The organism is Silvanigrella aquatica (assembly GCF_001907975.1).
Taxonomy (GTDB): domain Bacteria; phylum Bdellovibrionota_B; class Oligoflexia; order Silvanigrellales; family Silvanigrellaceae; genus Silvanigrella; species Silvanigrella aquatica.
This window is the reverse complement of record NZ_CP017834.1, coordinates 2,356,052-2,368,830: the sequence shown is the minus strand read 5'-3', so window position 1 is coordinate 2,368,830 and position 12,779 is coordinate 2,356,052. Positions and strand designations below refer to the sequence as shown.

The 12,779-nt window shown below is 35.1% G+C and carries 12 protein-coding genes; 5 read left to right on the top strand and 7 right to left on the bottom strand.

Going from position 1 to position 12,779, the window contains the following annotated elements:
- Positions 1-51 precede the first annotated feature (51 nt).
- The 3 genes from AXG55_RS10010 to AXG55_RS10000 form a co-directional block, all read right to left on the bottom strand.
- Positions 52-675: an HNH endonuclease gene (locus AXG55_RS10010; RefSeq protein ID WP_148697984.1), complete on the bottom strand. Its 624-nt coding sequence runs from the start codon at positions 673-675 to the stop codon at positions 52-54.
- Positions 676-831: 156 nt separating this feature from the next.
- Positions 832-1,065 (bottom strand): hypothetical protein, encoded by a 234-nt coding sequence (locus AXG55_RS10005; protein WP_148697983.1) that lies wholly within the window; start codon positions 1,063-1,065, stop codon positions 832-834.
- Complete coding sequence (locus AXG55_RS10000) at positions 1,046-2,242, bottom strand: tRNA-dihydrouridine synthase family protein (RefSeq protein ID WP_233231140.1); 1,197 nt, start codon at positions 2,240-2,242, stop codon at positions 1,046-1,048. The genes AXG55_RS10005 and AXG55_RS10000 overlap by 20 nt, the downstream gene beginning before the upstream one ends.
- 87 nt (positions 2,243-2,329) lie before the next feature.
- Between AXG55_RS10000 and AXG55_RS09995 the strand changes: the two genes are divergently transcribed.
- From AXG55_RS09995 to AXG55_RS09980, 4 genes are all read left to right on the top strand, one after another.
- Positions 2,330-3,403, top strand: a complete 1,074-nt coding sequence (locus AXG55_RS09995) for an NAD-dependent epimerase/dehydratase family protein (protein ID WP_148697981.1) — start codon at positions 2,330-2,332, stop codon at positions 3,401-3,403.
- Between the two features lie 15 nt (positions 3,404-3,418).
- The gene (locus tag AXG55_RS09990) at positions 3,419-4,546 is read left to right on the top strand and encodes a lysophospholipid acyltransferase family protein (protein ID WP_148697980.1); all 1,128 of its coding nucleotides are present in this window, start codon (positions 3,419-3,421) and stop codon (positions 4,544-4,546) included.
- A gap of 9 nt (positions 4,547-4,555) precedes the next feature.
- A complete protein-coding gene (locus tag AXG55_RS09985) occupies positions 4,556-5,410 on the top strand; it encodes a ParA family protein (protein WP_148697979.1) in 855 nt (284 codons plus the stop codon).
- Between the two features lie 80 nt (positions 5,411-5,490).
- Positions 5,491-7,851, top strand: coding sequence for a family 20 glycosylhydrolase (locus tag AXG55_RS09980; protein WP_237244010.1), 2,361 nt, complete (start codon positions 5,491-5,493; stop codon positions 7,849-7,851).
- A 4-nt stretch (positions 7,852-7,855) separates the two neighbouring features.
- On the opposite strand, the gene AXG55_RS09975 is transcribed toward AXG55_RS09980, so the two are convergent.
- The 4 genes from AXG55_RS09975 to AXG55_RS09960 all read right to left on the bottom strand — a co-directional run bounded on the left by AXG55_RS09975 (position 7,856) and on the right by AXG55_RS09960 (position 11,674).
- Positions 7,856-8,380, bottom strand: coding sequence for a hypothetical protein (locus AXG55_RS09975; protein ID WP_148697977.1), 525 nt, complete (start codon positions 8,378-8,380; stop codon positions 7,856-7,858).
- Between the two features lie 21 nt (positions 8,381-8,401).
- Complete coding sequence (rlmD, locus tag AXG55_RS09970) at positions 8,402-9,802, bottom strand: 23S rRNA (uracil(1939)-C(5))-methyltransferase RlmD (RefSeq protein WP_148697976.1); 1,401 nt, start codon at positions 9,800-9,802, stop codon at positions 8,402-8,404.
- 67 nt (positions 9,803-9,869) lie between these two features.
- The gene (locus tag AXG55_RS09965; RefSeq protein WP_148697975.1) at positions 9,870-10,829 is read right to left on the bottom strand and encodes a coiled-coil domain-containing protein; all 960 of its coding nucleotides are present in this window, start codon (positions 10,827-10,829) and stop codon (positions 9,870-9,872) included.
- 56 nt (positions 10,830-10,885) lie between these two features.
- Positions 10,886-11,674 carry an ImmA/IrrE family metallo-endopeptidase gene (locus AXG55_RS09960; protein WP_148697974.1) on the bottom strand — a complete coding sequence of 263 codons (789 nt, stop codon included), beginning with the start codon at positions 11,672-11,674 and terminating at the stop codon, positions 10,886-10,888.
- Positions 11,675-11,927: 253 nt separating this feature from the next.
- Between AXG55_RS09960 and AXG55_RS09955 the strand changes: the two genes are divergently transcribed.
- Positions 11,928-12,773, top strand: coding sequence for a flagellin N-terminal helical domain-containing protein (locus AXG55_RS09955; protein WP_148697973.1), 846 nt, complete (start codon positions 11,928-11,930; stop codon positions 12,771-12,773).
- Positions 12,774-12,779: the final 6 nt, after the last annotated feature.

Genomic DNA, 12,779 nt, shown 5'->3' with positions numbered 1-12,779 from the left:
TATTTTTCCTTCGTTAATTCAGGAAAAATAATTAATTTTGTATCATAAAATTCAAACTTGAATGCCCGGATCTTGCTGAAATACCGGAATAAATACAGGGGAAGCTTCAAAGCCCAGCGCCAATGCGCGATCGGCTACGGAAAGATCTAAATAAGGTAACCAAACCGGTGGTGAATTCTTTGTAGTAATCCCGTAACGTAAAGGAAACAAGGCTGTAGGGTGCAATTGGGGGCGTGAGGGAGGACGTTGTAACTTTATGCCCAATTCTTCAATGGTTTTTGCGCCTTTTTTCATATTGCAGCTTTTGCAGGCTGTTACGATATTTTCCCAGGTGGTTTTTCCTCCCTTGGCTGAGGGAAGGAGGTGATCGAGTGTGAGAGTGGAAGCCAAGCCAAGACATTGGCAATATTGGCAACGAAAACCATCGCGTAAATAAATATTTTGTCTTGAGAATCGGGGGCCATTTAGCCTTTTTGTGCGGGGGCGACACCCTTCCAGTCGGACTATCCAAGGGACTTTCCAACTTCGCGAGACGCCATGAATGACACGATCGGAATCTTGAACAGATGTGACTCTTCCTGCATAGAGAAGAACAAATCCTAATTCCATTGTGACGACTTTAACGGGTTCGTATCTTGAATCGAGAACAAGCACTTTTCTGTCAAAACTGCCCATATGACATCCTGGTTACATAACGAAATAATCAGGCGCGCCACTTCCTGATCATTTTTTTATGTATAAATGATGAAAAAGTTAGTGGTATTATTTATCTGTACTAACAAATATCTTATCGGTCGCAAAAAAACAAATCAATAGTGATTGAGGTCAAAATTATAGACTGCTGAGGGGATCTGATGTTGAAAGTACGATATAAAGCCCAACGAACACAAGAATAACAATAATAACTATGACAAAAGAAAATAAAATACAAGTCCCCCATTTTTTTTTGTTCTGCTGCAATTGATATTGTTCCCAGAGTTTAGATGCATCATCTTTTTCAGGAATCGAATTTTCTTTAGATTTATTTTCCATTTTGTATAAATTTTCAGGTGGGTTCGTTTCCATTTGATTTTGCTCCTGAATAAATCCAATCATATTGAGGATTGTGGTTAAGTAACAATTGCGAACTGCTCACTTTAGCTGTATTTAAAATTTCTTTTTCAAAATCAGAAAAGCTAGAAGTCCTTAAAATAAGTGGATTCATAAAAGCAGATCCTAAAGAACTCCGCAAAGAATTCCAAATCATTTTCACTCTGGCAAAACTGGCTCTATCAAGTTGAAGAGAGGATGGCGGAACAGATTGTCCATATAAAGTTTCAGTTAATTTATGATATAATTTTTCCCATTTATTTTCATCGGTTTCGCAAGCTTCTAAAAATAATCCTGCTTTTACAAGAGCAAAAAGTTTCAGGGGTTCGCGGGCTAAAAGTTCTTGTAAAACGGCATAGCAGGATAAGGAAAGCAGAAGAGTGCTCACGGTTATTTCAACCGCTTTGTTACTTCTTAATTCATTGAAAATCCAAGGGTTTCTAAGAGCTCCTCGTCCAATGATGACTTTATCAATTTTTGGAGCAATTCTTAAGAATTGGGCAAGACTTTCGGCATTGATAATATCTCCCGAGCCTACAACGGGAAACGGGCAACTTAAGGTTGCTAAATCGATTAAATCCCATTTGGCATGACCAGTATAGCGATCTTTTCGCGTGCGGGCGTGCAATGTGAGCTGGGCGATATTTTTTTTAGAAACAATTTTGAGAAGTTGGGGAAACTCCTCATGAGATAAAAACCCCGAGCGCATTTTTATGCTAAATTGCCCATGGCCTAGGCGTTCTTCAAGTCCTTCTAAAAAGGATTCAAACACATCCTGTTTTTCAAGCAAGCCACTTCCGGCATGACTTCCCACCACTTTAGGGGAAGGGCATCCGCAATTGACATCGACAAAGGAGGTTCCCTGTAGCAAAGGTAACGCAATCCGCTCGAGGTCTTCGGGAGAATTTCCCATCAATTGGGGGATCAAACGGTAAGAGGTAAAGTCTTTTAGGTCAAAAATTTCTGCTGCATACGTTGAAGCAACCCGTTTCCAAGGGTAGTCTCTAGTCACACGCAGAAAAGGCGTCATGGCAAAATCTGGTGTCGATGTCACGGAAAACCAAAGTCGTGTGGCGAGGCAAGTCACACCTTCCATGGGGGCGAGGCCTAATTGGATATCTCTTTGGTTTTTTTTATTTTTTAATTCTGACACGATCGTTCCTTTGTTATTTTTAAAGAACATACAAGCTCTTTGGGCTCATGGTACCGTGGTATATGTGAAAATGCCGGAAGCTTCAATATGAAAGAAAATAGGCTAGGAAATATGGACAATATACAAATGCATGAAAGAATTGGCTTAACAGGAGCATCGAGCTTTTTAACATCACAAGTTCTGAAAAGACTTGCCGCTCTTTCGAATATAAAAGAAGTGCATATATTTGATATCAAACCACCAACTATTGTTTCTACTAAATTTATCTTTCATCGTGTTGATTTAACAAAAGATGAAGCTAGCTCAAGCATGTCTTCTGTGTTGATTGAAAATAAGGTAACAGCTTTTATTCACGGTGCACTTTTTTCAGGACCAACACGTAATAAATCAAATCATCATGAAGTGGAGTCTATTGGCACATATCATGTTTTAAATGCGGTTGCTGAGGCACAAATAGGGAGACTTATTGTTCATAGTGCCACATTTGTTTATGGTGCCCATCCTAAAAATCCAAATTTTATTCATGAGAAATATCCTTTAAAAATGCAAGGACCGCATTTTGTAAGAACACGTGTCGACGTTGAAAATCAAATTCAAGAATTTGCAAATATGTATAAAAATTGTTGTGTGACCGTTTTGCGATTTGCTCCCATTTTAGGGCCCAATTCTACAAATGTCCGTGCCCGTTACTTTTTTGCAGGGGTGATTCCTAAAGTTTTGGGATATGATCCTCTGGTTCAATTTATTCATGAAGATGATGCGGTACGCGCTGAAATTACGGCTTTATCATCCCAAGTGGAAGGTGTTTTTAACATTGTGGGTAGGGGGGTGTTACCTTTGAGTACGGGGGTGCATATGTCTGGTAAAATTCCTGTTCCCTTTGTTTCTGCCATGTGCCGCACATTTTTTGCTGCAGGGTATGCATCACGTATTTGGGACTTGCCTTCAGATATCGTTCCTTTTTTTCAATTTATTTGTGTAGGAGATGCTAAAAAAGCAGAAGATATTCTTGGATTTATTTCAAAATATTCCAGTAGACAGGCCTTAAAATCAATGATTGAGGCAAATCGGCTGCGTAAAATTGGTTTTTCAATGCCATCTTCGACTTTAGGTGAAGATGCTGCTTATGCAACGTCCCAAGGGTTTCAGCAAATCTATTAAAAGGTAACAATAAAAATGAATCAATCTGCAAACCAAAAGACAAATCATTCACATAATAATTCAAATGAAAATTTGCAAAATTTTTCAAATCAAATTTTCAATGTAAGAAGAATGTTGATTGAGCAATTTAATCGCATTGAAAAAGACTTGCAAAGTAAATTTAATAATAATCAAGAAAAATTTGCTACCAAAGAAGAACTTTATAGTGTTATTGGAAAAATGCAGGAGTTCAGGCATGAAATTGAAAAAACTCTCATGCCTCATGAAGATATATCTGAAGAATCTATTGCTGAAGATCTTTTTACTGGACTCAATCCATTTAATTTAAGAAAAAAATATCATGAACTTTCTTTAAGGTTACGGAGTGAAGAAGTTGATCCTTTTGGATATGATCCTATTTTTGATAAATTTGTAAGGCCTTTGTTAGACTTTTTTTATATTAAATACTGGAGAGTTGAAACATATGGCATTTCAAATATACCCGCAGAAGGTCCTGCTCTTTTAGTGGGAAATCATTCTGGCGGGTTACCTTACGATGCGACGATGTTAAAATTGGCTGTGCAAAAAGAACATCATATGCATCGTGAATTGCGTTTTATGGTGGAAGATTTTCTGTTCCACTTTCCCTTTTTAGGTTCCTTGATGAATCGTTTTGGCGGTGTGCGCGCCAGTCAAGAAAATGCTCAACAGCTTCTTGAAAACAATCATCCTGTGGTTGTTTTTCCTGAAGGTGTAAAAGGCCTAGGAAAACTTTATCGCGACAAATATCATTTGGCACGCTTTGGTCGGGGTGGATTTATAAAATTATGTCTGAGAACACGGGCGCCTCTTGTTCCTGTTGCTTTTATTGGGCCTGAAGAAATTCATCCTATGTTAGCGCGTGAAACTGTTTTTTCTAGAATGATAGGAGTTCCCTATACTCCTGTGACTTGGACATTTCCTTGGCTTGGGCCTTTAGGTCTTGTTCCCTTACCAAGCAAATGGAGTATTCATATTTTGCCTTCAGTTGATTTTTCTAATTTTGGTCCCGGTGCCGAAAACGACCGCGTGCTTGTCTACAAGATGAGTCGTATGATAAAGGAACAAATTCAGGATACGATTGTAGACAAATTAAAAAATAGGCGCAGCATTTGGTTTGGATAAGGAGAAACTATGTCTCAAAAAATAAGGGTCATTTATAATCAAAAAGGTGGAGTTGGAAAAACAACATTAGCTGTTAATTTAGCATCCTGTGCCGCTCTTCGTGGTAAAAGAACACTATTAATAGATTCTGATCCGCAAGGGAACGCCACAACATACGTGCTTGGTTCAAAAAAACAGCCCGAAAAAACTCTGACTCATTATTATGAGAGTTGTCTTCATTTAAACATATTTAGACAATCTATTTTTGAATATATAACGACACAAACAAAAATTCCAAATTTGCATATTGTTGCATGCAACAGAGAGCTTGAAGAATTAAGAACAAAGCTTGAAAATAAACATAAAATTATGAAACTGAAAGAGGGCTTAAAAAATAATACCTATGATCATGTTTATTTAGATCCTCCCCCTGCTAACGATTTTTTCAGTCTTGCTTGTCTAATAGCTGCCAATGAAATTATTATTCCTATTGATTGCGATGCTTTTAGTATTCGTGCTGCCCATGAAATTAAAAATACAATTGAAGAGGTTAAACAAGATCACAATCCGCATTTGGTTGTGAAAGGAATTATTGTGAATCAATTTCAAAAAGGGACAAAACACGCCAGCAGCATGATTCAAGATCTCAAAAAGGTGGGTTTTCCTATTTTAGAACCCTTTATTCCCACAAGCATAAAAGTTCGTGAGTCCCACTCTGAAGTCAAACCCATTGTCATAGGTTATCCCGATCACTCTGTGAGCCAAGCTATTTTTGGTTTATTTGATTCTCTCGAAAATAAAGTTATTGAAAATGTAGAAATGATCGATCCTCTTATTTTGCAAAATAATATAAATAATTCTTCTGAAGATATATCACTAGTATAGTGTATTTTAAAAATAATTTATAATCTAATTTTTAATAGAATAAAAATTTCATTTTTAAAAATTAAGGAGATTTAGATTTGATGAATAAAAAAATTAAAATATTTTATATTTTGTTAGGTTTATTATTTAATCATTATGCTTTTTCTGTTAATTATCAAGAGAGCATAAATTCAAAAATCACTGTCACAAGCGTGCATGTTTGGGAAACAGATAATCAAACATTTACAACACAGTTTGATATGAATATAAATGAGCAAGCAGTAAATAATTGGCAATTAGGATTTTTTTCCTTTCGTTTTTTTTATGATCCTAATGCCAATATTAAAATGCAAATTTGCGAACAAAATAATCTGATAAACTGTGCTGATTTAAAAACCGATAGAAATCCTCAAATTGAGAAATATTCTGATTTTAAAAGACCCGATTTAACAGCAGGGTATTTTACTGTATTGACTCCCATATTAAATTATCCTTTAAATAAAAATCGTTCCTATCGAGTCGTTCTTCAGGGGGCAAAGTGGCCACCACAAAATATATCTGCCATGCCCCAGGGCTTTTTTTTATATGATATTGATAATAAAATAATGAATCCTATTGATGTTCATGATTATGTAAATTTGTCCTTTGATCCTGTAAAGGTAGAAATAGATTTAAAAAATCATATCTATCAAAATTGGAAAAATTCATTACCAAATTTTGATAATGAAAATTTTATTATTCCAAATCCCGCTTTTGTGCAAAAATATCCTAATGAAAAAAAAGTCAATTTTAAAGATATTAAGAAAATTTATTATAATAATTTTAATAATTTTCAAGTTGCAAAAATGATAAAAAAATCTTTAATACAAGACTTAAATTTGGAAAATATTGATATTGTGAATAAATACTCAGACTCTGGAATTCAATTTATTTCATGCGATCAAAATGAGAAATGTGAAGATATTCAAAATAAAAAAGAAGGTTACATAATAGATATTTTAAGTAATAAAAATAATATAATTCTCATTAAAATATATTCAAATTCTACAGCGGGAAGTTTTTATGCTTATGAAACACTGAGGCAGATATGGAATGCGAATACTATGATTTCTTCACAAAAAATTATCGATTATCCTAAATTTTCTTATAGGGGATTTTCTTTAGATGTGGCAAGACATTTTTTTACGGTGAATGAAATAAAGTCAGTTTTAGATGTCATGGCATCTCATAAACTCAATACACTTCACTGGCATTTATCCGATGATGAAGGTTGGCGCATTGAAGTTGACGATTTCCCTGAGTTAACCAATGTTGGCAGCCAAAGATTTTGGGGATATGAAATAGCACCAAACTATTTAATTGATGGAAAGTTTGATATTGCGAATATTTCACATGCAAACTACGCATTAGCGAATGATAACTATAAGGGATATTATTCAAAATTAGATGTGCAAGAAATTATAAAATATGCAAATCAAAGACAAATTACCGTTATTCCTGAAATTGAAATGCCTGGGCATGCGCGATCATTAATGAAATCTTCTCCGGAAAAATTTGCTGATCCCGATGACAAATCTGTTTATTTTGGTGTGCAAGGTTACACAGACAATGTGTTACCTTTGTGTCAATACACAACTAATGAGGAGTTTAAAAAAAATATCAATTTATTAATTCAAAATATTGCCAATCAATTTAAAAATCAAACGACAATTTATGCAAATTCAAATGAAATCAGTTTAAGTGGAGATGAGGTTGCCGTAAATGCGTTGTCAAATTATCCTGCTTGTGCGCATTATCCTTGGAATCAATTAAATTCAGCATTGGAAAAAACTCATTATTTCTTTCAACAGATAGCAGAAAATTTATCTCCCGAAATTAAACTTTCAGGTTGGCAACAAATTGTGCAAAAAGATGAGGGTCTCATTGGTAAGCAAGTTATAGCTCCAGAAAAAATGGGTCACACATGGGTTTGGATTCCTGCGGCATCACAAGGAATTCAAATGGCTGAAAATTTAATTCAAAATCATTATCCTACTGTTATTGCCTTTGCTGATTATGCATATTTCGATATTGCTTATACAACACAATGGCAGGAAGCAGGTTTATTGTGGGCAACAACTTTTTTAGATACGCATAAAACTTTATTATTAGGAAATAAAATTCAACAAATATCAAATTACCAACAAATCTTAGGTTTGGAAGGAGCTTTGTGGACAGAAGTTGTCCCCAGCACCGATCATTTGATGTATATGATTTTACCAAAAATGGCGGGATTATCTGAAGCCGCTTGGTCTTCTATTGAAAATAATGGTGACAAAATTAATTGGCAAAACTTAGCACAAAGACTAGGGGATGGTAAAAAAGGATTTTTATCTTATTTAAATAAAATATATGGAGTTTTTTATCGAGGTTATCCCAATGGAATTCACTTAGAAGTTCCTAAAAATGCAATCACAAAATAAAGTATTATTTTTTATTAGTATTTAATGCGTCTAAAATGCGATTGTATATTTTAATTTCTTTGGTAATTAAGGCTTCAAAATGACATCTGGAATAATCAAATTTTTGTTCTTCATTTTGAAAAAATGTTGTGGTGATGAACTCAACTGTGCCAAAATTTTTTGTGCTTTTTTCATTGGGAATGTGGAGTTTAATTGTTTTAATAGACGATGTGTTTCTTTTGCCCGCAGCAGATTTTTTAGTGATTTGGCCAAATCCGAATAATGTCAAAGTATGTATATTATCTGCTGTTTCTTCGGAAAAAGAATTTGCAATAAAACTATAACGATCATTTGCGTCATTAAATCCTTTAAGAACAGCTGTTTTTATACCTAATTTATTTGAAATTTGAGTAGAAAGTGGTTTTTCATAACTCAAATTAAATATAGGTTTTCCTTTTTCATCTTTACATGAAATATCGAAGGAAAATGCTGCTAAGGGAAAGAATAATGTGAAGCAAGTCAATAAAATTTTTATTCTAATTGAAAACATATTACACCCATTCACATCCGCTTATTTTTTTACCAGATAACATAAAACCTCATAATTATTTGTTCCTGGTAATGTGTCATAGGGCTCAAAAAATACGAGAGAATATCCATCATCAACAAAACATTTTAAGTCATTAAACATGGGATCAAAAAATGATGACAAATAAAATAAAGCTTTAGGTTCTAATTTTCTTATTTGTTCAATAACATCAGGGCCGCATCCTTGGCGTGCCGGATTTACAACAACCACATCTGCTTTTTGAAGGCGTTTTTCATTGATAAGTTGCGGAAGAATTTCTTCGACTTTGCCTTCGTAAAAACCAACATTACTTATTTCGTTGCGTTTTGCATTACGAATTGCATCCTTAATGCAGTGAACAGATGAGTCTATGGATAAGACTTCTTTTGCGGAACGTGCTAATGTTAATGAAATGCCACCTGCTCCACAGTATAAATCCAATACTGTTTCTTTGCCAGTGAGTTCCGCCAATTCTTCTATACGATTATAAATTCTATTGGCAACCAAAGAATTTACAGGCATATAGCTTGCAGCTGAAAAATTTAAAAATAAATCGTTGTATTTTTCTTCAAGTAAATCTTGTCCCACAATCATTTTTAATTCAGGATCTTGTTTATCATCAGAATGATTTGGAGGAGCTACTTGCATAAAAACACCTTGAATATTCATAAATTTCTCAGAAATATCTCGAGCAAGAGGGCGTAATATTTGTAGGGCGGGTTTAGTAACAACAAACGTAACAAGGACTTGTCTTGTATAATGTGAAGAACGTAAAATAATGCAATGTAAAAGTCCGTCTTTTTGTTGAGGAGTGTAGACTGAAATATTATGAACTCGAATTCCTGTGCGCAGCCAAGCGGATATATCATTCATGATATTTGTTTGAATGGGGCAGCGGCCTGTATCGACCACTTCATTGCTTGACTGTCTATACATTCCTAAATCTATCCAGCGCTTTTCATTTGCAATTTGAGAAAATTTTGCGTTTTTTAAGCCAGCATGTTCGGACACAACCATTTTTACGTTATGCCGATAGGCGAGGCGTAGTTCAGATTCTACGCAATCTTTCACAATTGTGTTGGAAAAAATAGCACTGGCTTTTTGTAATCTGGATTTAAAATCAGTGGTCTTTTGTAAAAGTTGATTTTTATAAGGAAAATCTAGTATGGGGCAGGATCCGCATTTTTCAAGGATGCGGCAGGGCTGTTCATGCATTACTCTTTCAGAAACACCCAAACGGCTTGTCATCATTCTAATATTTGGTGCCGAAGGTTTTTTCGCTTTCCACTCTATATTTTTTTGTTCATCTCTTCTGTATTTAGAACTCTGGGGAGAGGATCTGTTATCAGATTGAGATGATCTGGAGGGACGTGACGAAGAGCGCTGCTTATAGTTATCATTCATAAAAAACACACCAATATTAAAATTTTCAAAGAACAAGAATGCAATTTTATTCCATTTTTTCAGCTAATTATAGTGAAAGTGAGGAGGAGCTCTCAACCCTGTCTGGAATTATAGAAGTGGGGTTTGAAGGCAATATCGCATTCCATGCCTCTGCTAATAGCCTATCTGCAAGAACTTCGCCAGAAGAAAGAGGGGGTAAAGTGATATTCTTTTGTTGTAGAACCCATTGGGAAAGGGCAGTAATACCATCTTGATAAGTAGAAACTTTACTGTCAGATAACTCACGCATTTGGCGCATGAGTTTGTACATCTTACGTCCTGATACAGCTCTGTCGTGCCAACGTAAAAAAGAGTGGGCATCGAGAGGTTTGCCATTATTTGTCTTTGCTGTTTCTGTCCACTTATGAAGTTCTTGTTCGATTACTTTAACTTTTTCTTGTGCAGCGGAGAGTTTATGAGAATTTTGTTTTTTAATTTTATCAAGCTCTGCTAATTTTTGTTTTAATTCTGAATTTTCATCCTTCAAATGAGAAATTTCAGCTATTTTTTTCTCAAAATCAACGAGGGGAATTTGAGTTTTTAAATTGCTGTTTGCTTGTTTAAGTTGCACATCCATTTCGCGCATTTGAGCAATGAGGCGAGAATTTTCTTCTGTTAACGAAAATAATTTATTTTTAGATAAATTTTCTTCTTCCTTCAAAGCTTTTTCTTTGTGACGAATTTCTTCTTTAGATTTTTTTAAATCGTCTTTTAGTTTCGAATTTTCTTTACGCAGTTGTAAAACTTCTGCGGAATGTAAAGGAACTTGAGGTGATTCGAACATTTTTTGAGAAATGATTTTTTTATCTTTTTCTCCCGATTTATTTTCTTTTTGAGAGAGAGTCATACTTTTTGCCTCTAAGGCAAATATCTTATCTTGAAGAGTTTTATTTTGGGTTAATATTTTTTGTTTTGTTAAAATTAACCAAGCGCATAAAAGTAATGCGACACCTGAAAAAATAAAAGCGATAATAGTTGAAAATTCCATATATGTTTCCATGAGTTGGTTAGAAACACAAGCTCTGAAAACGATTTAGAGAGCTCTTAGTTTCTGTACATCAGAAAATCTTTAAGCCGAATGTTGATTAAAGTGCGACTTAACCAAAATTGAGCCATTAATTGCTCAATGGTATCGCGTGCAGGGTCACATTGGCTACATGCAATTTGTAGCAAATACGACGGCATAAGCAAGAATAGAGCAAGACGGTTTGCAAAAATTGTATTTTTTTGTTCTGGCAATGCTGATTTTAAGGGGTCTTTGTTCAACATATATAGAGCGAGCTCTTTTGCTAATAAAAAACGTAACGCGGTGCCTAATCTCTCGCTTTTGTGCCAAGTAATGGTGTGTTTCTCATTTTCATACTGAGAATGAATAACATCTTTTTGATTTTCTTGACCCTTAATTTCGACATCTGAAAAAACATTTGCGAATTCAGGAATAAAAATAGGCAATGCTTTTACATTTGCTTTTTCTATAACTTTATTTGCTTCTTGTAAAAGGAGCTCTCTTTCCGATGCCGTGCATGAAAATTCGCCATAACCTTGGTACTCTAGCAAAGCATCAAAAAGTACATTCTTGCCTAGTGAAATATCGATTAAATTTCTCGGATCCACTTCTAATGCTTTTGCAAGTTGGTTGATATTTTGAATTGACTTTATATTTTTTCTACCATATTTCCAATGCGTACAATCCGCTGGATCAAAACCTAAAAGAGCTCCCACATCTTGATCTGTTATTTTTTCAGAAGAGCTTTTTTTTATGTTTAAAACTTCCTTGCAAAACTTAAAGAGCTCTGCACTGTGAGGAAAACGGTTATTTTCGACATTTATCATATCAAGCGTCCTTTTCGCAAAAATCAAAAGCAAAAATTGAATGAAGTTACCTTCTTGTATTGTAACACAAAAAAAAAACATTCCTAAAGAATAAAAAAAAACAAACGCGGCTTTCTGTACCTACTGCGGAATTGACGGCAAACGCTTTTAAATTAAGCATTTTTTGGTAGCGTAAAAAAGAGATCCATTTTGATCACTGAAGTTTGTTACATTAGAAATCCTATCATCGCATATTTATAGAGTGGAGACGGCCATGGGCTACAGGATAATGACGAACGTCACCTCGATTACGAATCAGAGGCATATGCGCAATACTCGAAAAATGCTTGATCAAAGTTTGGAGCGATTGGCTTCTGGTTATCGGATAAATAAAGCTGCAGATGATGCTGCTGGACTTGCTATTAGTGAAAAACTCAGATCAAAAATCAGAGGTTTGCAACAAGCTCAACGTAACGCAAACGATGGAATAAGTCTCATTCAAACCGCTGAAGGTGGTATGAATGAAGTGCAAAATATGTTGATTCGTATGCGTGAACTGGGCGTACAAGCGGCTTCAGATACGATAGGACCAAAAGAACGCGTTTATCTTGACATTGAATATCAAGCATTAAAAGATGAAATTGATCGTGTTGCGTATGCCACCGAATTTAACGGAACACAGCTTTTAGACGGTACCGGTGGCATTCTAGAAATACAAATTAACACGGGTGGTGACAACATCCTAGGCGTCGACCGCTTAGAGTACAATTCTTTTAAAGCCGATGTCAAAACAAACCGTTTAGGTGTTTCAGAACTGGCACTTGATACTAAAGTGGGGGCGCAAAAATCCTTAACAGCAATTGAAAATGCAATTGATTATGTGAGTGCCATTCGCGCTGATCTCGGTGCGTTGCAAAATCGTCTAGGTTCAACTATTAATAATATAGCAACAACTGTTGAAAACTTAAGTGCTGCAAACAGCCGCATTAAAGATGTGGATATAGCAGAAGAAAGTTCGGAATTGACAAGAAATCAAATTCTTCTTCAATCTGGTACAAGTGTTTTACAACAAGCAAATCAAACATCCCGTATGGCACTCACTCTTTTAGAAGGAAGATAAAGTAAC